The sequence below is a fragment of the Ichthyenterobacterium magnum genome, assembly GCF_003610635.1.
Lineage (GTDB): Bacteria > Bacteroidota > Bacteroidia > Flavobacteriales > Flavobacteriaceae > Ichthyenterobacterium > Ichthyenterobacterium magnum.
This window is the reverse complement of sequence record NZ_RAQJ01000006.1, coordinates 1-26,382: the sequence shown is the minus strand read 5'-3', so window position 1 is coordinate 26,382 and position 26,382 is coordinate 1. Positions and strand designations below refer to the sequence as shown.

Here is a 26,382-nt window from a genome sequence, read left to right as displayed (position 1 = left end):
TAAACTAATCATTTATAAAGTCTAAAATATGCTGATTTACTTCTAGAGACCTTAAAGAATGATTGTATCCACTTGTTGTAATTAACTTTGAATTGATGTATTTTTCATTAAAGTTTAAAGCATCTTTAAAAGGAATTATCATATCTTTTTTATCATGGATAATTAAGCCTTTAGTTTTTATGTTTTCTGAAAACTTAGCAGCATCAAAATGGTTTGGTTTATGATTAAAGCGTTTTAAAACCAGCTTATCTATATGTTTTGAAACTCTGTTGCTGTAACTCATCATTTGCTTGTACCTATATAGTACACCATAAAAATTTGAAGGCGCGCCAAGTAATACTAATTTTTTTATAGTTGGTATTTTATATTTATGCTGAAAGAAAACAGTAGCCATTCCGCCTACCGAGTGACCAATAATTGTATCTACTTTAAAGCTTTTAGCAACAACATTGATACATTCAGAATACAATAATGCATTAAATAGTTTTCCGCTTGAGTTTCCATGTGCAGGTGCATCTAGTGCAATTATATTATAATTAAATGGCTTTAAATGTTCAATTAAATCTTTCCATCGAAATGAATTACTTTCCCAGCCATGAGCTAATAAAATAGTGTCTTTTTTGCCTTCCCAAAGATAAGTCATGATTGAAACATTTTCATAGCTCAATCGCTTTTTTGAGGCAGTATTTAAGTAGTTGTCTTCAAGTTTGGTTGGTTTGCCTTCTCTTGGCGTAGAAAACAACTTGATTGCCATTCTAGCTGAAATTTTAGGAAAGCACACGCCTATGGCGTTTATAAAAAAACCAATAATTTTTGGAATCATATGTACTATTAATCTTCTCTGTTAACTAAGTCTATAGAAAAGGCTGGTTTGCAAATAGCTATATATTCGCAAGCTTCAGAAAATGGATTAGAGTATTGTACTCTTGTGTTTTTTTTTATTTTAATAGATTGACCAGCTTCAAGAACTACTGTGTCACCTTCAATAATAAATTGTTTTTTGCCACTAATAATAAAAGTATATTCGTCAAATTCTGGAGTTTGAAAAGGTTCGCTCCAACCAGAAGGAGCAATCATATGAGCAATACTTACTTTAGAATTACCATCTGTTGCCATGCCAAAATGCTCTTTTATAACTTTTCCGTCTGTAGTAGGAACAATAAAAGGAGAATTTTGTATTGTGTATTTTTTGTTTTCTTGTGACATACTTTTAGTGTTTGTATTATTACCAATGCAGCATAAAATACTTAATCTTTGCTCCATCTGGAATTTGAACTGCGTCAATATTTAAATTCATATCAAAGCGTAAATTTGCTGGTAATTCTTTTTTATCGATTGTAAACGAAGCATTAATTTCGTTTACAGAAATTACAACAGAATTAATTAGATTATCAATTCTTGAGATTGTATAATTATCTTGAATGTCTTTAAAAACACTAAGTTTGGTTATGTTTTTATCTGTTTTATAACGCGGATCTATAATTTGAACACTTTCTATAACCGAAGTAGAATCTAAAGCTTGGCTTGGTGTAAGTACTAGTAGTTTTTTTCCAGTTGTATCAAAGATGTCTATTTGATTAGCGTTACTAATAAATTCATCTCCTTTAATAGATTTTACTATTGAATCATTGTTGTAAATAGTATTTAAATCTTTTACTTGTGTAGAATCTGTAAGTAAACCAATATTATGTTTGGTAACTTGAAAAGGGTCTTGTTTTTTTTCTGAAGTACAACTTGCAATCAATAATGCAAGAGTAATAAGGCTTAATATAGATTTGTTCATTTTTGTTGTAATAATTTTAGATTATGAGAGCTGTTAAATGTTTATTTAAGCATTTTAGTTAAAATGCCTAAAACACTTCGTATTACTGTTGGGCTACTTAATACTTTTATAATTGGATTTTGTCTAGTGCTTGCTCTTCGAGTACGTTGTTTAGTTTCTGCTTTTTTGAGTGCTTCTTTTTCTTTGCGAGCTTTTTCTTTTGCTTCTTCAGCTTCTGCAACATCTATTTTTTTGTTGAGTAATTCATAAGCACTTTCTCTGTCAATTTCTTGATTGTATTTTCTAACAAGTTTAGATTTTGAAAGTAAGCTGCCAAGTTCAGACTCGGTTAAAATATCCATTCTACTCATTGGTGCTCTCATCATTGTAGCTGCCAATGGTGTTGGTTTTCCTTTTTCATTTAATGCAGAGACTAAAGCTTCTCCAATACCTAAAGAGGTTAATACATCTGCAGTATCATAATACTCTGTATCTGGATAGTTTTGAGCTGTAAGTTTTATTGCTTTCCTGTCTTTGGCAGTAAAGGCACGTAGTGCGTGTTGTACTTTTAATCCCAATTGACCTAAAACATTTTCTGGCACATCTGTTGGGTTTTGAGTTACAAAATACAAGCCAACACCTTTACTTCTAATTAGTTTAACAATGCTTTCTATTTGATTAAGAAGTGCTTTAGAAGCTTCGTTAAATATTAAATGCGCTTCATCAATAAACATAATAAGTTCTGGTCTTCCGCTATCACCTTGCTCAGGAAAAGTAGAATATATTTCTGCTAACAAACTCAGCATAAACGTTGAAAATAGTTTTGGTCTATCTTGAATATCTGTTAATCTAATAATGTTTATATAACCTCTTCCGTTATCATCAACACGTAGTAAGTCATCAACTTCAAAAGATGTCTCTCCAAAAAATAGAGCAGCACCTTGTTGCTCTAATTCTACAATTTTACGTAAGATTGCTCCAGTTGAAGCGGTTGAGATTCTACCATAAGCTTCAGTGAATTCTTTTTTGCCTTCTTGTGTTGCGTATTGCAAAACCTTTTTAAAATCTTTTAAATCTAATAAGGGTAATTTGTTGTCGTCACAATATTTAAATATAACAGCAACAACACCAGACTGAGTTTCAGATAAATCTAAAATTCTAGAGATAAGCACAGGTCCAAATTCACTAACTGTAGCACGTAAGCGCACACCATCTTGTTCAGAAAGCGTTAAAACTTCAACAGGAAAGGATTTTGGATTAAATGGTAGTCCTATTTTCTCATGGCGCTCGTCTATTTTTTCATGTCCAGAACTAGGTTGTGCCAGTCCACTTAAATCACCTTTAATATCCATGAGTATTACAGGCACGCCTTTTTCACTTAAATTTTCTGCTAAAACTTGAAGTGTTTTGGTTTTTCCGGTTCCTGTAGCACCAGCAATTAAACCATGTCTATTCATAGTTTTTAAAGGCACATTTACATAGGCATCTTTTATTGTTTCTCCATCTAACATTGCAGAACCTAAGGTTATATAGTCTCCTTTGTTTGTATTGCCTTCTTTAATATGATTGAAAAAATCTTCGCTTCTATTCATGAATTAAAATTTTGTATAAAAATACTAATCTTGTGCTAATCCACTGGAAATCTTTTCAACATTTTAATAAGAAACTTAAATCTGTCAACTATCTTTGCCGCCTATGACAAGAAGTGAAAGACAAGAGTTATTAGATAAGGGGTTGTTGTTGCCTCTAATGGAGGAGTTTTATACAATTCAAGGTGAAGGTTTTCATAAAGGAACTGCTGCTTACTTTGTAAGAATTGGTGGTTGCGATGTTGGTTGCCATTGGTGTGATGTTAAAGAAAGTTGGTTAGCAGAATTGCATCCACCTACTGAAACAGAAAAAATTGTTGAAAATGCTGTAAGGTATAGTCATACAATTGTTGTTACTGGCGGCGAACCATTAACTTGGGATATGGGACCATTAACTGAGCAGTTAAAAGCAAAAGGGGTTCAAACACATATTGAAACGTCGGGAGCTTATTCTTTATCTGGTACTTGGGATTGGATTTGTTTATCACCTAAGAAGATGAAATTACCTAAAGAAGATGTATATGCTGAAGCTCACGAACTAAAATGTATTATCTATAATAAAGATGATTTTCGTTTTGCTGAAGAGCAAGCTGCAAAAGTAAACAAGGACTGTATTTTATATTTACAACCAGAATGGAGTAAGCGTGATAAAGTGGTTCCTGAGATTGTAGATTATGTGATGGCAAATCCTAAATGGAAAGTATCATTACAAACACATAAGTATTTAAATATACCTTAAATTCAGTATTCAGTATTCAGTATTCAGTATTCAGTATTCAGTATTCAGTATTCAGTATTCAGTATTGAAAAGTATTATTCTTTAATAAATCGTTTTATTGATCTACCAGAATTATTATGAAAATCTATAATATAACTACCAGACGATAACTCACTAACGTCAAACGCATATGCTTTCACTATGTTTTGAGGAATGATATCTCGGGTTAATTGCTTTATAAATTTGCCAGTTACATCGTATAATTCTATAAGAATATTGTCATCACTTTTATAGTTAATTGTAAACTCTAGATACTCTTTTATTGGGTTTTCAAGAATCTTTATATCTAAGTGAGTTTTATCTGTGTTTTTAACGGTTTCTATATTTAAAGTTTCATTAGTGTATTTGTAAACTGTAGTTCCAGAAGCATAAGCTGTAGTTGAGTTAATAATAAAAATTCTATTTAGGTTATGCCCAATGTTTAGATTGTTCCATGTTTGTCCGCCATCTAATGTTTCGTAAAATCCAGTAGTGTGTCCGCCCATCCATCCATGGTTTTCGGTAATAAAACCAACCGCTTGTATAACTCTTTCAGGGGCATCATAGCTATTCCAATTAACACCGCCATCTGTTGATTTAATTAATTTTCCGGTATTGAGACCTGCTGCTTCAATTGATCCAAACATAATGTTATTATTTCCTTCTAAAGTTTGAAGTTTCCATACATAATCTCCAGGATTATTTGTGTTGTATATTTCGGTCCAAGAAGATCCACCATCTGTAGTTTTTAATATTAATCCACCAGTATTGTTTCTTCCAGAAACAAATCCTGTCGTTTCATCTAAAAATAAAACTTCAACTAAAGCATTAGCATAACTAGACATATCTATAAACGACCAAGTGTTTCCGCTATCTGTAGATTTTATAATATGTGCAGGTGTAAAATAGGCACCACAACCATAAATTGTTGAACTGCCAACAGTGTCTAACCCACAAATTGCTGTTGGATTTGGTGAAATGTTAGTAACTTCAACCCAATTGCTGCCGCCATCAATGGTTTTAAAAAACTTGCCATTTAAAGTTCCTAAAAAACCAACATTCTGATTTAAAAACTCAATATTTCTAAAATAAAAACTACCACCAAGGCTAGCTTCGTTTACTTGTTCTGTCCAATTTAATCCACCATCTGTAGTTTTGTAAACAGATGCATAATAGCCATTGGCTGCCCAACCTAAATTTTCATTTAAAAAGAAAACATCATCAAAGCGTTGGTTGTTTGGGTTTGAAATTATATTAGGAGTTACTTGCCAAGTTGGCTGTGCAAATAAATTTAAGTATGATAAGATTAATACTAGCTTTATAAGTTTCATTAAATTACTTTTTACTTTCACTTTACTAAGTTAAAATTCTATTTTTAATTCTATTAGTTTTATTTAATATCAAACATGTGTTTTTTAGTTATAAATTATAACTAATTAATGTTTTTATGTTTTAATTATGAAACTTTAAATTCATATTTGTCATGTAATTAGTAGTAAAAATATTAAAAATATAAAGTTATGTGCGGAATTGTATGTGCGTTTGATTTAAAACAAAAGAGTGAGACTTTAAGACCACAAATATTAGAGATGGCAAAAAAGATTCGCCATCGTGGTCCAGATTGGAGTGGCGTCTATAGTACTGAAAAAGCTGTAATGGCTCATGAAAGATTAGCAATTGTAGATCCAGCTTCTGGAAAGCAACCTTTGTTTAGTGAAGATAAAAAATTGGTGTTAGCAGCTAATGGAGAAATATATAATCATCGTGAATTACGTCAACAATTTAAAGGCAAATACCAATTTCAAACACAGAGTGATTGTGAAGTTATTTTGGCTTTATACAAAGAAAAAGGACTTGGTTTTGTTGACGATATGAATGGTATTTTTGGATTTGCATTATATGATGTAGAAAAAGATGAATATTTCATAGCACGTGATCACATGGGAATTATCCCATTGTACATAGGTTGGGATCAACATGGTACTTTTTATGTAGCATCAGAGTTAAAAGTATTAGAAGGTATTTGTACTAAAATTGAATTGTTTCCTCCTGGACATTATATGAGTAGCCGTGATGGAAAATTTGTAAAATGGTATAAGCGAGATTGGGAAGATTATGATGCTGTAAAAGAAAACCAAACTAGTATTGAAGAAGTGAAGCAAGCTCTAGAAGATGCTGTGCATAGACAACTAATGAGCGATGTGCCTTATGGAGTGTTATTGTCTGGTGGCTTAGACTCTTCAGTAACATCTGCCATTGCTAAAAAATATTCACAAAGACGTATTGAAGCTGATGATAAAGAACAAGCTTGGTGGCCACAGTTGCATAGTTTTTCAGTAGGATTGGAAGGTTCTCCAGATTTAGTAGCAGCTAAAAAAGTGGCAGATCATATTGGTACGATTCATCATGAGATTAAGTTTACTATTCAAGAAGGATTAGATGCCATTAAAGATGTTATTTATAATATTGAAACGTATGATATTACTACAATTCGTTCGTCTACACCAATGTATTTAATGGCTCGTGTTATTAAGTCTATGGGAATTAAAATGGTCTTGTCTGGTGAAGGCGCAGATGAAATCTTTGGTGGCTATTTATACTTTCATAAAGCACCAAATGCGCAAGAGTTTCATGAAGAAACAGTTCGTAAGTTAGACAAGCTGCACATGTACGACTGCTTGCGTGCTAACAAAAGTTTAATGGCTTGGGGAATTGAAGGTCGTGTACCATTTTTAGACAAAGAGTTTATAGATGTAGCAATGCGAATTAACCCAAAAGATAAAATGATTAATGGAGAGCGCATGGAAAAATGGGTCATTAGAAAAGCTTTTGAAGATATGCTGCCAGAAAGTGTAGCATGGAGACAAAAAGAACAATTTAGTGATGGTGTTGGTTATAGTTGGATTGATACGTTAAAAGATATCGTAGAAAAAGAAGTGACAGATGAACAACTAGCAAATGCTAAGTTTAGGTTTCCAATCCAAACACCTCAAAATAAAGAAGAGTATTATTATAGGTCAATTTTCGAAGCGCACTTTCCAAGCGATACAGCTGCTTTAAGTGTACCTCAAGAAGCAAGTGTAGCATGTAGTACAGCTACAGCATTAGAATGGGACGAAGCATTTAAAAACATGAATGAACCTTCTGGTAGAGCTATTGCTCATGTACATGATGATGCGTATTAGCAATTTGAAATTTAATGAGTAGAATAAAGACCAATTATTATAATTGGTCTTTTTTGTATCTCTCTGTTTTTACAATATATTTGATGAATCACTTAAAAAAAAACTTGTAAACACTGTAAGTGACAGATATGTGACATTTAAATGGCGTGTTAAAAACCAAGATATCGTTATAGATTTGTACCAACAAAAATCATAGTCATGAATAAAAAATCTTTAAGCGAAAATTTAGTGTATCAACGAAAGTTAAAGGGGTATACTCAAGAAGATCTTGCAGATAAAACTACAGTTGGAGTACGTACCATTCAACGAATTGAAAAAGGAGATGTACAACCACATTTACAAACTGTAAAATTATTAGCTGTTGGTTTAGATATAGAAGTTGATAACTTACTAGTTCTTGATAATCCAAATGAGGAGGTTATAAAACGCAAGTGGATGTTGTTGCTACATGGTTCTCCTTTTTTAGGTTTAATAATTCCGTTTGCTAATATATTATTTCCATTATTTCTATGGATTCATAAGGCTGAAGACCATAAGGTTTATGATGCTCATGGTAGAGCTGTAATAAATTTTCATTGCACTATTACATTGCTATTTGTAGTTTCACTATTGACATTTTTTTTATTCCCTGGATTTAACTTTTTTGTCACAGGAGCAATTGTACTATTTGGGTTAATTTTTAGTATTAAAAATTTAATGTCTGCGTTAAGTTCTCAAACCTATTATTATCCTTTATCGATTCCGTTTTTGAAGCTGAAAACGAGTTAATTCTATATTAAATTTTAAAATTTTATCATTATGAAAACTAAATTCATGCAGATACTTGCTGCCCTAATTTTACCTATTTCTTTTATAATAATATTAATTATTTTAAATGCAGTGCCAATAACGTCTATAAGTAAATATGGTCTTGGTGGATTACTGATGACTGTAATCGCACTTTTGTTAACATATATTACTGTAATAAGAGATAAAACAACATTCAAAAAAATAGGATTTCAATTAGACAGAAAAACACCTTCTCGATTTATTATTGGGTTTCTCATTGGTTTTGTTATTACTGCTTTAATGCTTGCATTATCAATTAGCTTTTCAAGCCTTGAAATTTCTTATAATTCAAAATCCAGTATTCAAACAGTATTATTATGGTTATTGGCATTTTTCCCACTAGCATACATGGAAGAAATTATTTTTAGAGGTTATGCTTTTACAAAAATCAATAATAAATTTGGCATTTGGCCAGCTCAAATTTTACTAGCTCTTCTTTTTACTTGGTATCATGATTTTACAGGAGCTTCTTTTTTAAATCAATTACTAGGTCCAGGGATTTGGGCATTTATTTATGGAATTGCAGCAATCTGGTCTAAAGGAATAGCACTACCAACAGGGTTGCATATGGCTATAAATGTTATACTTGCATTAGTTGGACAAAAAGATGAGAGGCATGCTATATGGAATTTAGAATTTCCTACAGATATTACTCCATCATTAAGAACTCAAACAGAAAATATTGGTTTGTTTATGCAGCTTTTTGTTTTAATAATTGCAATAATACTTACAGAATATTATAGAAGAAATAAGTTAAAAATTGATAAAGAATTAAACTAGTGCTGCTTCAAATTATAGCTTTTAAAAGACTTTTATAAAAAAATGTTTTACAAGCTGTATAAAATATACATCAAATTTAATTTAAGACTATTTTTAAGCGATTTAAGAGCTTTTTTTAGTAATTAACAAATGTTGATAAATATCGCTTTCATTCTATGAAATGCTTTTAAAAGGCTCTGTAATTTCGTATCTTTGTTAGTGTTCTAAGATGCTATTAAGCGTCTTTTTTTATGTGGCGTATAATTCAAAATTATACTAAAGTGAATTAACTAGATATTTCAAAATAAATTAAAATTTATGAGCGATAAAAAAGAAGAGTTTAACAAACATAATTATTCGGCAGATAGTATTCAAGCCTTAGAAGGTATGGAGCATGTGCGTATGCGTCCTTCTATGTATATTGGAGATGTTGGTACTCGTGGTCTGCATCATTTAGTATATGAAGTTGTAGACAACTCTATAGATGAAGCTTTAGCTGGACATTGTGATAATATCACAGTAACTATTAACGAAGACAATTCTATCACTACCGAAGATGATGGTCGTGGTATTCCTGTAGGTCTTCACAAAAAAGAAGGCGTTTCTGCATTAGAAGTCGTTATGACTAAAATTGGTGCTGGTGGTAAGTTTGATAAAGATTCATATAAGGTTTCTGGCGGACTGCATGGTGTTGGTGTAAGTTGTGTGAATGCACTTTCTGAACACTTAAAAGCTACAGTGTTTAGAGAAGGAAAAATTTATGAGCAGGAGTATGAGCGTGGTAAAGCAATGTATCCTGTTAAGCAAGTTGGTGATACAGACAAACGAGGTACAACAGTTACCTTTAAACCAGATCCAACAATTTTCACACAAACGTTAGAATATAGCTACGATACCTTAGCAAGCCGCTTACGTGAATTAGCCTATTTAAATAAAGGAATTACGGTTCATTTAGTAGATAAAAGACATAAAAAGGAAGATGGCTCTTTTGAGGGTGAAACATTCCATTCTGAAGAAGGTTTAAAAGAGTTTATAAAGTTTTTAGACGGAAACAGAGAGCCTTTAATGAAAGATGTCATTTCATTTGAAGGAGAAAAAAATGGCGTTCCAGTTGAGGTTGCTATGATATATAATACCTCTTATGCCGAAAATCTACACTCGTATGTAAACAACATTAATACGCATGAAGGTGGAACACACCTATCTGGTTTTAGACGAGGTTTAACACATACCTTAAAGAAATATGCTGATAGCTCAGGAATGTTAGACAAACTTAAGTTTGATATTGCTGGTGATGATTTTCGTGAAGGGTTAACAGCCATTATATCTGTAAAAGTTCAAGAGCCTCAATTTGAAGGTCAAACCAAAACAAAACTAGGTAATAGAGAAGTCTCGGCTTCTGTAAGTCAGGCAGTTTCTGAAATGCTTACAGATTATCTTGAAGAGCATCCAGATGATGCTAAAACCATTGTTCAGAAAGTAATACTTGCCGCACAAGCACGTCATGCTGCTCAAAAAGCACGTGATATGGTGCAGCGTAAAACCGTTATGAGTATTGGTGGATTGCCAGGAAAATTAAGTGATTGTTCAGAACAAGACCCTGAAAAATGTGAAGTATTTCTTGTTGAGGGAGATTCGGCAGGTGGAACAGCAAAACAAGGACGTGACAGAGCGTTTCAAGCAATTCTTCCATTGCGAGGAAAAATATTGAATGTCGAAAAAGCAATGACACATAAAGTGTTTGAAAATGAAGAAATTAAAAATATCTTTACAGCACTTGGTGTTACTATTGGTACAGAAGAAGATAGTAAAGCTTTAAATTTATCTAAATTAAGATATCATAAAGTAGTGATTATGTGTGATGCCGATATTGATGGTAGTCATATTGCAACTTTAATTTTGACCTTCTTCTTTAGATATATGAAAGAACTCATTGAAAATGGACACATTTATATAGCAACTCCACCATTATATTTAGTTAAAAAAGGAGCCAAAAAACAATATGCCTGGTCTGATAAAGAGCGAGACGAAATTGTAGCAGAATTTGGTGAGAGTTCAAAAATTCAGCGCTACAAAGGTTTAGGAGAAATGAACGCTGAGCAACTTTGGGACACCACTATGAATCCTGAATTTAGAACCATGCGATTAGTACAAATAGATAACGGAAGTGAAGCCGACCGTATTTTCTCTATGTTAATGGGAGACGAAGTTCCACCCCGTAGAGAATTTATTGAAAAGAATGCTATTTATGCAAACATTGATGCGTAAGATTTTCAAATACAATTACATTGTAATCATTAAAAAAATACCCAAAATTGGGTATTTTTTTATTCCGTAACTTCTAATAAATTAGAGTTTAAAGATAAATACATCGGTAAAATGCAATTTTTATCGATTAAATGTTGTTTTTTTAAATTTTTTATATAGTTTTACACTAACCTTAACTTACACATTATGAAAAAATCATGGATTATAATGTCATTCTTTTTGACATTCCAATTATCGCAAGCTCAAGAACTAGAAACAATTTTATTAGCTGCAGATGATGCTAGCAAATTAACCGAGAACTACCTTAATCCAGCAATGAAAGGACTAATGTATAGTATGAATGGTGGTTGGTATACTACAGCAAAAACACATAAAAAGTTTGGATTTGATATTACAATAAATGCAAATGCATCTTTTGTTCCAGATAAAGAACAGATGTTTTCTTTTATAGATAGTGATTATATGTTTTTAAATTTACCAAATGGAGAAACCTCATTACCTACAGTGATGAGTGAAAACGATACAGAAACTACAGTAGATATATCTATTCCAAGAGAAGATGGTACTTTTAAAGTTGCAAGTTTTAATATGCCAGGTGGTATAACAGAAGATTTGCCAGTAAATGCTGTACCAACACCAATGATTCAACTAGGTTTTGGTTTGCCATATAAAACAGATATTAAGTTAAGGCTAGTGCCAAAGCTAGATTTTGATGATAATGTAGAAGCTAGCCTTATAGGTTTTGGTCTGCAACATGATTTAATGCAATATTTTGGACCACTAGAAAAACTACCTCTTAATGTTTCAGTATTAGCCGCATTTACTAATATGAATGTCACTTATGCAATAGAAGACGAAAGCGCAACTGATGATGTTGAAGTTAATAATGGCGAAGCAGAATTTAAAATGAACACATGGACACTACAAGCTATAGCTTCATTAGACTTTAAAATTATTACACTTTACGGAAGTTTAGGCTACAATAATGGTAAAACCACAGCAAAAATGAAAGGTGATTATACCTTAACATATGATGTAGAAGATGAAAATGGAAACCCTTCTGGTCCATCTGTACGTGAAACAATTAGTAATCCAATTAACTTAGATTTTGAGGCTAATGGTGTGAGAGCTACCATAGGTACGCGTTTAAATTTAGGTTTCTTTAAAATATTTGCAGATTATACATTGCAAGAGTATAACACAGCATCTGCTGGAATTGCATTTAGCTTTAGATAGTAGAAATAAACAATGTAGATAAAAAAAAGTGCAAGATTTAATCTTGCGCTTTTTTTTATTAAAAGCATATTAATTCGTAATTTTGCGGTCTTAAAAACAACACATAAAATTATAAATATTATGAAAGTAACAGTAGTTGGAGCAGGAGCAGTAGGTGCAAGTTGCGCTGAGTATATTGCAATTAAAGATTTTGCTTCAGAAGTCGTTATCTTAGATATTAAAGAAGGTTTTGCCGAAGGTAAAGCAATGGATTTAATGCAAACAGCTTCATTAAACGGTTTTGATACTAAAATTACAGGAACAACTAACGATTATTCAAAAACAGCAGATAGTGATATTTGTGTGATTACTTCAGGTATTCCTCGTAAGCCAGGAATGACTCGTGAAGAGTTAATTGGTATTAATGCAGGTATTGTAAAAATGGTATCGTCTAGTTTAATAGAACACTCTCCAAACACAATTATAATAGTTGTTAGTAATCCTATGGATACAATGACCTATTTAGTTCATAAAACAACTGGCCTACCAAAAAACAGAGTTATTGGTATGGGAGGCGCTTTAGATTCTGCTCGTTTTAAATATAGATTAGCTGAAGCTTTAGGAGCTCCAATTAGTGATGTAGACGGAATGGTAATTGGTGGACATAGCGATAAAGGAATGGTGCCTTTAACACGTTTGGCAACAAGAAACTCTGTTCCAGTATCACAATTTATCTCAGATGATAGATTAAATCAAGTTAAAGAAGATACTAAAGTTGGTGGAGCTACGCTTACAAAATTATTAGGCACTTCTGCTTGGTATGCTCCAGGAGCAGCTGTAAGCGGATTAGTGCAAGCCATTGCTTGTGACCAAAAGAAAATATTCCCTTGCTCAACGTTATTAGATGGAGAATATGGTTTAAACGACTTATGTATTGGAGTACCAGTTGTTTTAGGTCGTAACGGAATTGAAAGTATTGTTGATATTAAATTAAGCGATGCTGAAAAAGCTCACATGCAAGAAAGTGCAGAAGGCGTTAAAAAAACCAATGGTTTATTAGAGCTATAATTTAAAAAGAATTTATTGAGATATAGTCTCGATGTTTCGAATAAAATCGTTATTCTTGAAAAAACAGTAAACTCAACGATTTTGATATAAATATTAAAATAAAGACTGTAGAAATGCAGTCTTTATTTTTTTTCTATATTTGGCGCATGAACTCGAAATGGTACTTTAGTACTTTAATCATTATACTTGCCTTATTAGGAGGAATTGCTAGTCAACAGCAAACATCTGTCCCTAATCAGGAAATAGTACTTCAGTTTAATGATGATGAGGTTACATCAAACGAAGCTCAAAATACAATTACAATAGTTAAAGAGCAATTAGAAGCTATTGGAGTTGATAATATTCAAATACTAGATTTAGAACAAGGGCAATTAAAAATTACCTACTATAGTGATGCTGATATTTCTAGTATAAAAAAGATATTTTCTAAAGATAAAACCTTGGCATTTGATGATGCTACTAAGCATCAGGAAGAAAGTCCAGCTAAAATTCCTTCAGAAAACAAATCGGTTTCTTATAATCTTGATGTATTTGAAATTCATAATGGGTCTGATATTGCTTCAGGTTTATCAGGAAAACTTGCCTTAGAGTCAAAAACAGGAAACGATAGATTTTTCAATCCTAATACATTTATGTCTATTAAAGAGACAGATGATAAGGAAGACGAAAGCATAATAAAAGTAGCCTACAAGTTACGTAGAGATATTGCAATAGCAATAGATAATACTTCATATAAGATTCCAGAGGTTAGAGCTGGACCAGTTCTTAGCTAAACTAACTTATTATAAAGTACTTTCAGAGATACATATATGTTGTTTTTTTGAAAGTAATATATAGCTATCCAGCTATAAAAAATCACATATATAATCATAAAAAATAATTGTCAAATCTTACGGTAAATTCTATATTTGCTCGTTTTTAAAAATTTGACTAAAAAATAAAGTAATGCAAAACAAAGGATTAGTAAAGTTGTTTGCGGTGTTATTTGGATTGGTAAGTATTTATCAATTATCATTTACATTCAAAGCCAACCAAGTTGAAGATACAGCAAAAGAGATTGCTATTAGTAAATTTCAAAATGTTGACGAACAAAAAATAGATGAAATTCGTTACCTAGATTCTATTTCTAATAAAGAGGTTTATAATATAGGTGTTGCAAAGTTTACTTACGATGAAGTAAAACAAAAAGCAATGAACCTTGGTCTTGACCTTAAAGGTGGTATTAATGTTATTTTAGAAATCTCTGTTAAAGATATTTTAGCAGGATTAGCAAATAATACTAAAGACCCATTATTTAATAAAGCATTAGCTGATGCTGAAGAACTCCAAAAAGATGCACAAGAATCTTACTTAGAGTCTTTTTATAGAGCGTTTGATGCTATAAAAGGTGATCAAAAATTAGCCTCTCCAGATATTTTTGCAAACAGAACTTTAGATGATGTTATTGATATTTCAATGTCTGATGATGCTGTTAAAACAGAAATTGAGAAAAAAGTTGATGAGTCTATCGTATCTGCTTTCGAGGTATTACGTAAGCGTATTGATAAGTTTGGTGTAACATCTCCAAACATTCAAAGGTTAGGAAACTCAGGACGTATCTTGGTAGAATTACCAGGAGCTAAAGATGTAGAACGTATTAAAAAATTATTACAGAGTACTGCACAATTAGAGTTTTGGGATGTTCAAAAAGGACAAGAATTAGGAGACTTCTTCTTGAAAACTAACGAAACCTTAAAAGATGTTCTTGGTATAGAAGAAGTAGTGAATGAAGTTGTAGAAGCTGCAGATTCTTCTGCTACAGATTCAGATAATAGTACTATTGATGACCTTCTAGGAGAAACATCAACAGACTCTATTCAACCAACTCAAGTAAATCCTTTATTCGATTTAATAGTTGGTCAAAATAGTCCTTCAGCTTTATTTGCTATTAAAGTTGAAGATAAAGATAAGATGGCATCATATTTAAAAATGCCTCAAGTAATTGCTAATTTACCAGTAGAGTTACGTTATACAAAGTTTGCTTTTGGTTTGCCAGTAGCAAATGACCAATTAGGAACTGAATTAGTTGATGTTTATGCGCTTGTAGGAAACAGAGATAACGAACCACAATTAAGTGGTGCTGTAATTACAGATGCAAGACAATCATATAACCAAAGAAGTGAACCATCTGTTAGCATGCAAATGAACGGAAAAGGTGCTAAGATTTGGGAAGCGATGACTGGAAAAGCATATACGCAGCAAAGTCAGATTGCTATTGTACTAGATGATATTGTATACTCTGCACCTGGAGTTACATCAGGACCAATTGCAGGAGGAAATTCAGAAATTTCTGGAACATTTACTGTTAACGAAGCTACCGATTTAGCTAACGTTTTAAGAGCAGGTAAATTACCAGCTTCTGCAGATATTGTTCAAGCAGATGAAATTGGACCTTCATTAGGTCAAGAAGCAATAGAAAGTGGTACAAAATCATTTTTAATTGCATTAGCATTAGTATTAATTTGGATGATTCTCTACTATGGTAAAGGTGGTATCTTTGCAGATATAGCGTTATTATTAAACATCTTATTAATATTTGGAGTTTTATCTGGTTTAGGTGCTGTACTAACACTTCCTGGCCTTGCTGGTATTGTGTTAACAATAGGCATGTCGGTAGATGCCAACGTTCTTATTTTTGAGCGTATTAGAGAAGAATTAGGAAAAGGCAAATCGCAAAAAGAAGCTGTAAAAGATGGTTTTGCAAATGCATTATCTTCTATTTTAGATGCAAATATTACAACAGGTTTAACTGCAATTATATTATTTGTATTTGGTACAGGACCAATTAAAGGATTTGCTACAACCTTATTAATAGGTATTTTAACATCACTATTTACTGCAATCTTTATTACAAGATTATTGGTAGATTGGTATGTTAATAAAGGAAATAAATTAGATTTCTCAACATCACTTACTAAAGGCTTATTTAAGAATATGAAAATTAACTTTATTAGTAAACGTAAAGTTGCTTATGTAGTTTCTGCTGCTTTAGTTGTAGTGAGTTTAATTTCTTTATTTACTAATAAATTAGATCAAGGTATTGATTTTGTTGGAGGAAGAACATATCAAGTGCGTTTTGATAAAGCCGTTAGTCCAGAAGATATTACTAAAGACTTAACAGCTGTGTTTGGAAGCGCAGAAGCCAAAACTATTGGTAATGCAAATCAATTAAAAATATCTACAAAATATAAAGTTGACGAAAACTCAGCAGAAGCAGATGAAGAAGTTCAAACTATGTTATTTGAAGGTTTAAAATCTTACTTACCAGCAGGAATGACTTACGAAGCTTTTGTTGATGGTTCTGGTGATGCTAAGATTGGTAAAATGCTCTCAAGTAAAGTAAGTCCAACAATTGCCGATGATATTAAACAATCATCATTCTGGGCAATTTTAGGATCTTTAGTTGTAGTATTCTTATATATCTTAATACGTTTTAAAAGATGGCAATTCTCAACTGGCGCAGTTGCAGCGGTTTTCCATGATGTTATTATTGTATTAGGTGTATTCTCATTAACATACAAGTTTATGCCATTTAGTATGGAGATTGATCAAGCATTTATTGCGGCTATATTAACTGTAATTGGTTACTCGTTAAATGATACCGTGGTTGTATTTGATAGAATTAGAGAAGTACTTGCAGAACGTGCAGGATTTAAAGGTGGTGTAAATATTAACTCGGCAATCAATAGTACATTAAGTAGAACATTAAATACGTCATTAACAACTTTAGTGGTGCTTTTAGCAATGTTTATTTTTGGTGCTGATTCATTAAGAGGCTTATTATTTGCATTAATTGTTGGTGTGGTAGTTGGTACATATTCATCTGTATTTATTGCAACTCCAATTATGTATGATACATTAAAGAATAAAGGGATTGCGCCTCCAAAAGAGGAAACTGAAGACTAAAAACCATTCTTTATTGAAAACAAAAAGCCATTTCGAAATAGAAATGGCTTTTTGTTTTTTAAGTGTATTAGTTAACTTTTTTGTTAGTTGTTCTTTGAGAATTCTATCACATCACCTTTTCCTAAACGCCATAGGTCAGCTAGCCCAGCATTGACTTCTAATACATATTTTGCAGGAGCTTCAGATGGTAAAGAAGTTTCATTAAAAGGTTTGGCATCTTTTTGAATACTTACAATGGTTAATGCCTCATCAATGTATATGATATCTAAAGGTATTCTAGTGTTTTTCATATAAAAGCTTCTATAATCAGAATTTGGAAATATAAATAACATACCTTGATTATCTTTCATGCTATCACGATACATTAACCCAGTTTGAGTTTGGTATGCATCATCAGCAATTTCAATATCTAAAGTTGAAATTATAGAACCTGTAGCTGCTTTTTTTAACAGAAGCGAGCCTTCTTTTTTAAATACAATTACAACAGGTTTTACAGTTGAATCCTTCTTGTCTTTTTTACAAGATGTAATGCTTGCAAAACATAAACTAGTTATTGATAAGGCAATAACTTTAAGTGTTATGTTTTTCATTTTATGGTTAACTTAATTTGTGTTTTGGTTTGTACACAAACATAAAATACAAGCCTATAAGTATAAACGGAATACTTAATAGTTGACCTGTGTTTAAAGACCATTCTGCTCGTTCAATATTTTGAGCTTCTTTTACAAACTCTACAAAGAAACGAACGGTCCAAAGTAAAACTAAAAACAAGCCAAATAAAAAGCCTTGTTGTTCTCTCTTTTTTGTTTTCCAGTAAATAAAGAATAGAATTAAAAACACAAAAACATAACATGTAGCTTCATAAAGTTGAGCAGGATGTCTTGCAAAATCTTCCCCTAATTTTGAAAACACAACACCAAAATCTGAACCTGTAGGTTTTCCTATAATTTCAGAGTTTATAAAGTTTCCTATTCTAACAAAAATGGCACCAAGAGCAACAGGAATGACAACACGATCTAAAATCCAAATCACACTTTTTTTAAGTACTTTTTTATTGTATAAGTACATTGAGAGAATCATACCTATAGCTGCGCCATGACTGGCAAGACCTTGAAATCCGGTAAATTCAAACTCTGGATTAAATCGAAACGGAAGAAAAATACTAAAGAAATCTTGAGTAATTAATTCTGACTGGTAAAATATAACGTGACCTAATCTTGCGCCAAGCATAATACCAATAACAGAATAGATAAATAAAGAATCTAAAGATTCGTCGGTTTGATTTTCATTTTTATAAATGCGTTTCATGATTTGAAAACCTAATAAAAAGGCAACAATCCACATTAAACTATAATAGTGAATTGTGAAAAAACCAAGGTCAATTCCTTTTGAAGGATTCCAAACAATTTCTAATGCATGCATAGGTATTTATTTTGTTGGGTAAATATACTGTTTATGCTCAAATTAAATAAGCATCTTAAGATAGTTTTAATCTTCCTTTTCTGGAACAGGGTCATATCCACTTCGTCCCCAAGGCGATGAAGCGAAAAAGAAAATGTACAGTGTACATTTTTAGCGACATGCGAGTTATCGCGCTGGCAAATTTTTAGTTGTCATCCTTTTTTGGAACAGGGTCATATCCACTTCGTCCCCAAGGCGATGAAGCGAAAAAGAAAATGTACAGTGTACATTTTTAGCGACATGCGAGTTATCGCGCTGGCAAATTTTTAGTTGTCATCCTTTTTTGGAACAGGGTCATATCCACTTCGTCCCCAAGGCGATGAAGCGAAAAAGAAAATGTACAGTGTACATTTTTAGCGACATGCGAGTTATCGCGCTGGCAAATTTTTAGTTGTCATCCTTTTTTGGAACAGGGTCATATCCACTTCGTCCCCAAGGATGACAACTAAAAATACGTCGTATTGCTAATTGTCCGCCTTTTAATAACCCATGTTTTTCTAATGCTTCTTTAGTATAATGAGAACATGTTGGTTGAAATCTACAACTAGCAGGCGTTAATGGTGAGATTAAAGTTTGATATACTTTAATTAAAAACAAAAAAGGGTATGTAAGTATTTTTTTCAATGTTTATTATTCCTGCGAAAGCAGGAATCTATTTTAAAGTTTTATAAGTGAATTCCGCATCTGCTGCAGAATGACATGATAAACTAGTTGGTGGTAAATGTTGTGCCATCTTTACCATCGTTTAATTGTATGCCAGCTGAAGCTAAATCATCACGAATCTTATCTGATAAAGCGAAGTCTTTATTGGCTCTTGCATCTTGACGTAATTGTATTAATAATTCAACAGCTCCAGAAAGTTTATCTGTGCCAGTATCTGCTTTTAAAACATTAACTAAACCTAAAACATCAAATGTAAATGCATTCATTGTGTTTTTGAGTAGTTCTAAATCTTCAGAAGTTAATGATGCTTTACCATCTTTAATTTGGTTGACTTGTTTTGCGGCCTCAAAAAGATGTGCAATTAATATTGGTGAATTAAAATCATCATTCATTGCATCATAACATTTTTGTTTCCAGTCGGTAACATTAAATGTTGATGAGCTTTCTGGTTTTAAATCGTCTAACAAATTAATGGCATCCATTAATCTGTAAAACCCTTTTTCACTAGCTAATAAACCATCGTCTGTAAGGTCTAAAATACTTCTGTAAGATGATTGTGCATTAAAAAAACGAATAACACTTGGTGCATATGCTTTACTAAAAAATGCATTATTTCCTGAAAGTAATTCGTCAGGATTTACTGTGTTTCCTGTTGATTTTGACATGCGTTGACCATTAAGGTTTAGCATATTCGCATGCATCCAATAGTTTACAGGTGCTTGCCCGATTGCAGCTTCGCTTTGCGCAATTTCACATTCGTGATGTGGGAACTTCAAGTCCATTCCACCACCATGAATATCAAAATTATCGCCTAAATATTTTGTGCTCATAGCTGTACACTCTAGATGCCAACCAGGAAATCCGTCACTCCAAGGTGATGGCCAGCGCATAATATGTTGAGGTTCTGCTTTTTTCCAAAGCGCAAAATCTTGTGGATTCTTTTTATCACTCTGTCCATCAAGAGTTCTTGTATTGTGTATTAAATCTTCAAGCTTACGCTTACTTAAAATTCCGTAATCATTGGTTTCATTAAATTTATGTACATCAAAATAGACTGACCCATTTACGACATAAGCAAAACCATTATCTATAATTTTTTTGATTAATTCAATTTGTTCGATAATATGTCCAGTAGCCGTTGGCTCAATACTAGGAGGAAGAAAATTAAGTGTGTTTAAAATGTTATGAAAATCTACAGTATAACGTTGCACTACTTCCATAGGTTCTATAGCTTCTAAACGTGCTTTTTTAGTAATTTTATCTTCACCAGCATCGGCATCGTTTTCTAAGTGTCCTGCATCTGTAATATTTCTTACGTAACGTACTTTGTAGCCTAAATGCTTTAAATAACGAAACACCATATCGAAAGACATAAAAGTTCTTACGTTTCCTAAATGCACATTGCTATATACTGTAGGTCCGCAAACATACATACCAACATAGCCATCTACAATGGGTTTAAAAGCTTCTTTTTTTCCGCTAAGCGTATTATAAATTTGAATCTTTTGCTCTTGGTACAAATGCATGGGCTAATAGTGTTAGTTGTTAATTTGTCTGCTGTTAAGGTTTTAAAAAATAATTACGTAATGAATTTATTTTATTAGTAATAGATTCAACTTCTAATCTAATATTTTTATAGTTTTTTTCGGAAATAAAATTTAATTCTTTTGAAATAATTGTTTGATTTAGCAGTTCTATAGCAGAACTATATGCTACAGTCATAAAATGAGCCTTGTCTTTATTAGTTAATCTAGCTGTACCTTCAGCAATATTTGAAGGTATAGAAATTGAACATCTTCTCATTTGCGATTTAAGACCATATTTTTCCTCATTGGGAAATTCTCTTGTTATTTTGTAAACATTAATAGCTAATTTCTTCGCTTCTTCCCAAACTTCCAATTTTTCAAATGAATATAAATGCATAATGGTTTGTTGTTGATTTGTTTAGTTGTAATGCTGATTGTTTAATACGGCTTTACAACTAAACAACTACACATCTAACATTTTAAAACGTTGTATCTAATTTAATGTAGTCTAAAAATTCTCGTTTAGTTTCTTTTTCTTTAAATTTTCCTCCAAACTCTGAAGTAACAGTGCTACTATCTACATCTCTAATACCTCTTGAGTTAACACATAAATGTTTTGCGTCAATAACACAAGCAACATCTTTAGTGTTTAAAACTTCTTGTAGTTCTTTTACTATTTGAATCGTTAAACGCTCTTGTACTTGAGGACGTTTAGCATAATAATCTACAATGCGATTCATTTTAGAAAGACCAACAACTGTTCCGTTAGAGATATAAGCAACATGGGCTTTTCCTACTATCGGTAATAAATGATGCTCACATGTTGAGTAAACTGTTATGTTTTTTTCAACAAGCATTTCGCCATATTTGTACTTATTGTCAAAGGTAGAAGCACTTGGTTTTTTCTTTGGATTTAAGCCACCAAATATTTCTTTAACAAACATTTTTGCAACTCTGTTTGGCGTTCCTTTAAGGCTGTCGTCACTTAAATCTAAACCTAAAGTCTCCATAATATGACGTACATCATCTTTAATAATGTCAATTTTCTCATCATTGCTAAGCTTAAAGGCATCATTTCGCATAGGAGTTTCTGCCGATGTTCCTATGTGGTTATCTCCTAAAGATTCAAAATCTTTTATATCTTTTTCTATTTTCATACTTATTTTCCGTCAAAGCGGAAATCTCTTTAAATTATACTTTAAAAGTATTTGGCTTTAATCAAATGCAAAGATAAGCAATTAAAAAAAGTCAAAGACATAGGTAGGAGTTTTTTAACTTAAAATGTTATATCTATAAAATAGATAGACAGTTTAATTCTGTTGTTAGATTAACAGTTTATTTATTAAAATTTTCTTAATTTTCACGTCTTTAAAATCGAGTAAAAACGCTATGAATAAAAAATTATTTCTCCCTTTAGTCTTTGTGTTTGCTTTATTGGCTATAAGTCAAGGTTATACACAATCAATAAGCAACAGCCAACTTGCAAAAGTCATAAATTATCCAGATAATGTTAAAGCGCCTTTAACATCTAATGAAATGAAAATGCTTAAAGAGGTTTATGGAAACCAGTTACAAAATAATGTTTTAAGTAAACCACAACGTTTAAAAGATATTAAACATCTATTAAGAAACAGAATAGAAATTAAATTAGTTTCAGATTCTAAGAATCAAAAGCAATGTACATTATTATCCCAAGTACCATTATTTGATAATTATGTTAAAGACTTAAAAAGAGATGCTTCTTTTAATCCTAGAAATTTTAATCCTCTTAAATATATGTTTAAATTTTTCTCTGGAGGGCCTCATATGTATCGTGCTGATAACACAAACTATTTTATTATAATAAAAACACAACAGTTATAAAATAATAACATCAAACTTTAACGATGAAAAAAGCTATACTTATATTTTTTTTAATGTCTTCTGCAGTAACATTTGCACAAGACATCTTAATGCAAAATGGAACAGCAACGCAATGTTCTGGTGTACTATACGATTCTGGAGGAGAATTTGCAAATTACTCTAGTGGTGAAAGTCTAGTGTTTACTATTTGTCCTGAAAATCCAGGAGAACTTTCGCAGCTAGATTTTACTGATTTTAATATCCAAGCTGGAGCAGATTCAATGACTATTTATAATGGAGATAGTACAGCAGCACCAGCTTTTGGAACTTTTGATGGTAATACGTTACCACCTTCTGTAAGAGCAACGTCAGATAACGGATCTGGTTGTATAACAGTTGAGTTTACTTCTGATGCTTCTGGAACGTTTTCTGGATGGGCTGCAACTATTTCTTGTTTTTTGCCATGCCAAACCATAAACTCTCAAATAGATACTGCTACGCCTGCTCCTAATGGAGATGGCTATATTTGGGTTTGCCCTAACGAGGATGTTACACTTACAGGTAGCGGCGTGTTTTCTTTAGATGGTACAGGAGCAACCTATGAGTGGGACTTAGGAGATGGTAATACAATAACAGGACAAACAGCTACGTTTTCTTATGCTACTCCTGGTGTTTATATTGTAAATCTAAATATAAGAGATACTAATACAGGTACAGACCCTTTGGGATGTACAAATAATAATCTTATAAATCAAGTGATACAAGTAGCAACAGAACCTGATTTTACTGGAACACAGGCTGCTAACCCTACATTATGTTTTGGTGATACTACAACAATAGATGGTGTTGTTAACCCTGTTGAGTTTTTAAATGATTGTACACCTCCTGTAAGTGGTATTACGTTTTTGCCAGATGGGAGTGGTGCTGTTTATGAAACGTCTATCACTGTAGATTGTTATGATTCTTCGCAAACATTAGATAATATAGGTCAATTAGTCAATATTTGTATTAATATGGAGCATTCTTATTTAGGGGATTTAGATATTGAAATAATTTCTCCTAATGGACAAGTTGTAAGAATACATGACCAACAAGGAAGTGGTTCAGCTAATTTGGGTGAACCATGGGCTACTGGAACCGTAGATGGGCAAAGTAATAATACAACTCCGGGAGTTGGTTATGATTATTGTTTTGAACCCAATACAGGAAACCCTACTTTAGTTGGAGGAATACAAAACGGAGGAACATTTACTAATGGCGATGGACCTGGAACTTATACAGATAGTTTTGTGCCTGCGGGAACATATAGTTCACTTAACCCGTTAAGTGGTCTTTTAGGGTCGCCTTTAAATGGGAATTGGACGATTAGAATCGTAGATAATATCTCTGCTGATAATGGACATGTTTTTTCTTGGGGAATAGAGTTTGACCCAGCTTTACAGCCACCAGAATTATCATTTACACCAACCATTACATCTGAAGCATGGGATACAGATGCGACAATAACAAATACTACAGGTAATACAATTACTGTCGCACCACCTACTGCTGGAACACATACGTATACGTATAGAGTAACAGACGATTTTGGTTGTGAATATACATATGATGTTGATGTAGAAGTTTTACCAGAAATTATAAACGATACACCAAGTGATTTGTTTTTATGTAATCCTGGTGCACCACCATATATTTTTGATTTAACAGAAAACACACCAATTATTTTAACGCCATCACCAAATGCTGGAGATTTAAATGTAACCTATCATGAAACTCAAGCAGATGCAGATGGAGATGTCAATCCAATTCCAAATCCTGATAATTATACAGGAACTGATGGTCAAATAATTTATGTGAGAGTAGAATACTTAACATCGGGATGTTATGAGTCTGAAACATTTACATTAAATATTACGTCTCAACCAACAATTAATCCTGTTGGAGATATGGTTGTTTGTGATGATTCATCTAATGATGGAACAGAACCTTTTAACTTAGAGTCGCAATCTGCAACTATTCTTGGTGCACAGTCTGATACTACTTTTATAGTAACATATCATACATCGTTTAATGATGCAGACATGAATGTTGGTGCTTTAACAAGCCCTTATAATAATGTAGGTAGTCCGCAACCAATATTTGTACGTGTACAAGTTATTGGTGATTCAGCTTGTAATAATGTGTCAGTTACACCGCTTTTTAATTTAATTGTTAATCCAGCTAATGATGCATCGTTTACTATGACTGCCACATGTGATGGTGGAACAGCTACTATTACAGGAGATGTTGGTGGAACTTTTGCTTTTAATCCAATTCCAACAGATACAGCAGTTATTAATTCAACAACAGGTACAGTTACTGGAGCAACTTCAGGAGCTTCATATACTATTGAGTATACAGTTCCTGGAACGTGCCCAGCAACTTCAACTCAAACATTAACTGTTTTACCAGAAGATGATTCATCATTTACATTAACGCCAACTTGTGATGGCGCAACAGCTAACATTACTGGTGTAATTGGAGGGACATTTGTTTTTAACCCAATACCTTTAGATACAGCGGTTATTAATCCGTTGACAGGAACTATTACTGGAGCAACACCAAGTGCTACATATACAGTTGAGTATACTACAGTAGGAATTTGTCCTTCAACAACTACTCAAAATGTTACAGTTTTACCAGCTGAAGATGCTAGTTTTACAATGACTTCAACATGTGATGGAGGTTTAGCAACAATTACTGGAGATACTGGAGGAGTTTTTACATTAAACCCAGATCCAGGATTACCAGTTACTATAGATGCTAGCACAGGTACTATAATTGGAGGTACATCAGGAGTAACATATACAGTTGTTTATACAACTTTGGGGTCTTGTTCAGAAAATTCAACTCAAAATGTTACTGTTTCTGCTGCTGATGATGCATCATTTACAGTTACACCAACATGTGATGGAGCTACAGTTAATATTACAGGGACTTTAGGCGGAACATTTGCTTTAAACCCTGTCCCAACGGATGCTGCTATAAATCCAATTACAGGAACTGTTACTGGAGGCACTTCAGGTGCTAGTTATACAATAGAATATACAACTCCAGGTGTATGTTCCGAAGTAAGTACTGAAACTTTTAATGTTTTTCTTGCTGATGATGCTTCGTTTACAATAGCACCAACTTGTGATGGAGGAATTTCAACAGTTACTGGTCTTTCAGGAGGTACTTTTGCATTTAATCCATTACCTGGTGATACCGCTGCTGTTAACCCACTTACAGGAGTAATTACAGGTGGAACTTCTGATGCAGTATATACTTTAGAATATACAACTAATGGAGCTTGTCCTTCAACAAGTATGCAGTCTGTAACTGTTCATCCAGCAGTAATTGCAATCCCACCAACCGCATTAGAGGTATGTGATGATGGAGTACCAGATGGGTTGACGAGTATAGATTTAACGTTAAAGAATTTAGAGATAACGGGGAACAATCCGGATTATTCAGTGAGTTATTATTTAACTCA

At 32.6% G+C, this 26,382-nt stretch carries 22 protein-coding genes; 11 read left to right on the top strand and 11 right to left on the bottom strand.

All coding sequences use genetic code 11. The features are described from left to right. Positions 1 to 4 precede the first annotated feature (4 nt). Genes BXY80_RS12240 through BXY80_RS12225 form a run of 4 tightly spaced genes read right to left on the bottom strand, consistent with a single transcriptional unit; the run spans position 5 to position 3,354 of the window. On the bottom strand, positions 5 to 823 hold the full coding sequence (locus tag BXY80_RS12240) for an alpha/beta fold hydrolase (protein WP_245977298.1): 819 nt from the start codon (positions 821 to 823) through the stop codon (positions 5 to 7). A gap of 8 nt (positions 824 to 831) precedes the next feature. Continuing rightward, positions 832 to 1,206, bottom strand: coding sequence for a cupin domain-containing protein (locus BXY80_RS12235; protein WP_120202359.1), 375 nt, complete (start codon positions 1,204 to 1,206; stop codon positions 832 to 834). 19 nt (positions 1,207 to 1,225) lie between these two features. After that, positions 1,226 to 1,783: a hypothetical protein gene (locus BXY80_RS12230; protein WP_120202357.1), complete on the bottom strand. Its 558-nt coding sequence runs from the start codon at positions 1,781 to 1,783 to the stop codon at positions 1,226 to 1,228. 41 nt (positions 1,784 to 1,824) lie between these two features. Further along, the gene (locus BXY80_RS12225; RefSeq protein WP_120202355.1) at positions 1,825 to 3,354 is read right to left on the bottom strand and encodes a helicase HerA-like domain-containing protein; all 1,530 of its coding nucleotides are present in this window, start codon (positions 3,352 to 3,354) and stop codon (positions 1,825 to 1,827) included. A gap of 103 nt (positions 3,355 to 3,457) precedes the next feature. Between BXY80_RS12225 and BXY80_RS12220 the strand changes: the two genes are divergently transcribed. Continuing rightward, on the top strand, positions 3,458 to 4,090 hold the full coding sequence (locus tag BXY80_RS12220; RefSeq protein ID WP_120202353.1) for a 7-carboxy-7-deazaguanine synthase QueE: 633 nt from the start codon (positions 3,458 to 3,460) through the stop codon (positions 4,088 to 4,090). A gap of 74 nt (positions 4,091 to 4,164) precedes the next feature. On the opposite strand, the gene BXY80_RS12215 is transcribed toward BXY80_RS12220, so the two are convergent. Further along, positions 4,165 to 5,439 carry a YCF48-related protein gene (locus tag BXY80_RS12215; protein WP_120202351.1) on the bottom strand — a complete coding sequence of 425 codons (1,275 nt, stop codon included), beginning with the start codon at positions 5,437 to 5,439 and terminating at the stop codon, positions 4,165 to 4,167. Between the two features lie 189 nt (positions 5,440 to 5,628). On the opposite strand from BXY80_RS12215, the gene asnB reads away from it, so the two are divergent. The 8 genes from asnB to secDF all read left to right on the top strand — a co-directional run bounded on the left by asnB (position 5,629) and on the right by secDF (position 17,376). Next, positions 5,629 to 7,293 carry an asparagine synthase B gene (asnB, locus tag BXY80_RS12210; RefSeq protein ID WP_120202349.1) on the top strand — a complete coding sequence of 555 codons (1,665 nt, stop codon included), beginning with the start codon at positions 5,629 to 5,631 and terminating at the stop codon, positions 7,291 to 7,293. Between the two features lie 198 nt (positions 7,294 to 7,491). Then, positions 7,492 to 8,061, top strand: coding sequence for a helix-turn-helix domain-containing protein (locus BXY80_RS12205; RefSeq protein ID WP_120202347.1), 570 nt, complete (start codon positions 7,492 to 7,494; stop codon positions 8,059 to 8,061). Positions 8,062 to 8,091: 30 nt separating this feature from the next. After that, positions 8,092 to 8,901, top strand: coding sequence for a CPBP family intramembrane glutamic endopeptidase (locus BXY80_RS12200; protein ID WP_120202345.1), 810 nt, complete (start codon positions 8,092 to 8,094; stop codon positions 8,899 to 8,901). Positions 8,902 to 9,198: 297 nt separating this feature from the next. Then, the gene (gene gyrB / locus BXY80_RS12195) at positions 9,199 to 11,148 is read left to right on the top strand and encodes a DNA topoisomerase (ATP-hydrolyzing) subunit B (RefSeq protein ID WP_120202343.1); all 1,950 of its coding nucleotides are present in this window, start codon (positions 9,199 to 9,201) and stop codon (positions 11,146 to 11,148) included. A 186-nt stretch (positions 11,149 to 11,334) separates the two neighbouring features. Continuing rightward, entirely contained in the window at positions 11,335 to 12,384 is a 1,050-nt protein-coding gene (locus BXY80_RS12190; RefSeq protein WP_120202341.1) for a DUF6588 family protein, read from the top strand. Between the two features lie 120 nt (positions 12,385 to 12,504). Beyond that, a complete protein-coding gene (gene mdh, locus BXY80_RS12185) occupies positions 12,505 to 13,431 on the top strand; it encodes a malate dehydrogenase (protein WP_120202339.1) in 927 nt (308 codons plus the stop codon). Positions 13,432 to 13,577: 146 nt separating this feature from the next. Then, positions 13,578 to 14,204 carry a hypothetical protein gene (locus tag BXY80_RS12180; protein ID WP_147376135.1) on the top strand — a complete coding sequence of 209 codons (627 nt, stop codon included), beginning with the start codon at positions 13,578 to 13,580 and terminating at the stop codon, positions 14,202 to 14,204. A gap of 172 nt (positions 14,205 to 14,376) precedes the next feature. Continuing rightward, the gene (secDF, locus tag BXY80_RS12175; RefSeq protein WP_120202335.1) at positions 14,377 to 17,376 is read left to right on the top strand and encodes a protein translocase subunit SecDF; all 3,000 of its coding nucleotides are present in this window, start codon (positions 14,377 to 14,379) and stop codon (positions 17,374 to 17,376) included. An 83-nt stretch (positions 17,377 to 17,459) separates the two neighbouring features. Here the strand turns inward: secDF and BXY80_RS12170 are convergent, their stop codons facing one another. The 6 genes from BXY80_RS12170 to folE form a co-directional block, all read right to left on the bottom strand. Then, a complete protein-coding gene (locus tag BXY80_RS12170; protein WP_120202333.1) occupies positions 17,460 to 17,966 on the bottom strand; it encodes a DUF192 domain-containing protein in 507 nt (168 codons plus the stop codon). A gap of 7 nt (positions 17,967 to 17,973) precedes the next feature. Then, positions 17,974 to 18,798, bottom strand: a complete 825-nt coding sequence (gene lgt / locus BXY80_RS12165) for a prolipoprotein diacylglyceryl transferase (protein ID WP_120202331.1) — start codon at positions 18,796 to 18,798, stop codon at positions 17,974 to 17,976. Between the two features lie 426 nt (positions 18,799 to 19,224). Next, the gene (gene yidD / locus BXY80_RS12160; RefSeq protein WP_120202329.1) at positions 19,225 to 19,461 is read right to left on the bottom strand and encodes a membrane protein insertion efficiency factor YidD; all 237 of its coding nucleotides are present in this window, start codon (positions 19,459 to 19,461) and stop codon (positions 19,225 to 19,227) included. Between the two features lie 83 nt (positions 19,462 to 19,544). After that, positions 19,545 to 21,026 (bottom strand): cysteine--tRNA ligase, encoded by a 1,482-nt coding sequence (gene cysS, locus BXY80_RS12155; RefSeq protein ID WP_120202327.1) that lies wholly within the window; start codon positions 21,024 to 21,026, stop codon positions 19,545 to 19,547. Positions 21,027 to 21,060: 34 nt separating this feature from the next. Further along, positions 21,061 to 21,423: a four helix bundle protein gene (locus BXY80_RS12150; RefSeq protein WP_120202325.1), complete on the bottom strand. Its 363-nt coding sequence runs from the start codon at positions 21,421 to 21,423 to the stop codon at positions 21,061 to 21,063. Positions 21,424 to 21,505: 82 nt separating this feature from the next. Continuing rightward, positions 21,506 to 22,183 (bottom strand): GTP cyclohydrolase I FolE, encoded by a 678-nt coding sequence (gene folE, locus BXY80_RS12145; RefSeq protein WP_120202323.1) that lies wholly within the window; start codon positions 22,181 to 22,183, stop codon positions 21,506 to 21,508. 232 nt (positions 22,184 to 22,415) lie between these two features. Here folE and BXY80_RS12140 point away from each other — a divergent pair, with 232 nt between their 5' ends. Both BXY80_RS12140 and BXY80_RS12135 read left to right on the top strand, forming a co-directional pair. Next, the gene (locus BXY80_RS12140; protein ID WP_120202322.1) at positions 22,416 to 22,889 is read left to right on the top strand and encodes a hypothetical protein; all 474 of its coding nucleotides are present in this window, start codon (positions 22,416 to 22,418) and stop codon (positions 22,887 to 22,889) included. 23 nt (positions 22,890 to 22,912) lie between these two features. Next, positions 22,913 to 26,382 (top strand): PKD domain-containing protein (locus BXY80_RS12135; protein WP_120202320.1); only part of this gene is annotated, 3,470 nt, incomplete at its 3' end.

Bases quoted from the DNA above. Each gene is read 5' to 3' on its own strand.
- BXY80_RS12240 (WP_245977298.1), bottom strand. From the start codon at position 823: ATGATTCCAAAAATTATTGGTTTTTTTATAAACGCCATAGGCGTGTGC.
- BXY80_RS12235 (WP_120202359.1), bottom strand. From the start codon at position 1,206: ATGTCACAAGAAAACAAAAAATACACAATACAAAATTCTCCTTTTATT.
- BXY80_RS12230 (WP_120202357.1), bottom strand. From the start codon at position 1,783: ATGAACAAATCTATATTAAGCCTTATTACTCTTGCATTATTGATTGCA.
- BXY80_RS12225 (WP_120202355.1), bottom strand. From the start codon at position 3,354: ATGAATAGAAGCGAAGATTTTTTCAATCATATTAAAGAAGGCAATACA.
- BXY80_RS12220 (WP_120202353.1), top strand. From the start codon at position 3,458: ATGACAAGAAGTGAAAGACAAGAGTTATTAGATAAGGGGTTGTTGTTG.
- BXY80_RS12215 (WP_120202351.1), bottom strand. From the start codon at position 5,439: ATGAAACTTATAAAGCTAGTATTAATCTTATCATACTTAAATTTATTT.
- asnB (WP_120202349.1), top strand. From the start codon at position 5,629: ATGTGCGGAATTGTATGTGCGTTTGATTTAAAACAAAAGAGTGAGACT.
- BXY80_RS12205 (WP_120202347.1), top strand. From the start codon at position 7,492: ATGAATAAAAAATCTTTAAGCGAAAATTTAGTGTATCAACGAAAGTTA.
- BXY80_RS12200 (WP_120202345.1), top strand. From the start codon at position 8,092: ATGAAAACTAAATTCATGCAGATACTTGCTGCCCTAATTTTACCTATT.
- gyrB (WP_120202343.1), top strand. From the start codon at position 9,199: ATGAGCGATAAAAAAGAAGAGTTTAACAAACATAATTATTCGGCAGAT.
- BXY80_RS12190 (WP_120202341.1), top strand. From the start codon at position 11,335: ATGAAAAAATCATGGATTATAATGTCATTCTTTTTGACATTCCAATTA.
- mdh (WP_120202339.1), top strand. From the start codon at position 12,505: ATGAAAGTAACAGTAGTTGGAGCAGGAGCAGTAGGTGCAAGTTGCGCT.
- BXY80_RS12180 (WP_147376135.1), top strand. From the start codon at position 13,578: ATGAACTCGAAATGGTACTTTAGTACTTTAATCATTATACTTGCCTTA.
- secDF (WP_120202335.1), top strand. From the start codon at position 14,377: ATGCAAAACAAAGGATTAGTAAAGTTGTTTGCGGTGTTATTTGGATTG.
- BXY80_RS12170 (WP_120202333.1), bottom strand. From the start codon at position 17,966: ATGAAAAACATAACACTTAAAGTTATTGCCTTATCAATAACTAGTTTA.
- lgt (WP_120202331.1), bottom strand. From the start codon at position 18,798: ATGCATGCATTAGAAATTGTTTGGAATCCTTCAAAAGGAATTGACCTT.
- cysS (WP_120202327.1), bottom strand. From the start codon at position 21,026: ATGCATTTGTACCAAGAGCAAAAGATTCAAATTTATAATACGCTTAGC.
- BXY80_RS12150 (WP_120202325.1), bottom strand. From the start codon at position 21,423: ATGCATTTATATTCATTTGAAAAATTGGAAGTTTGGGAAGAAGCGAAG.
- folE (WP_120202323.1), bottom strand. From the start codon at position 22,183: ATGAAAATAGAAAAAGATATAAAAGATTTTGAATCTTTAGGAGATAAC.
- BXY80_RS12140 (WP_120202322.1), top strand. From the start codon at position 22,416: ATGAATAAAAAATTATTTCTCCCTTTAGTCTTTGTGTTTGCTTTATTG.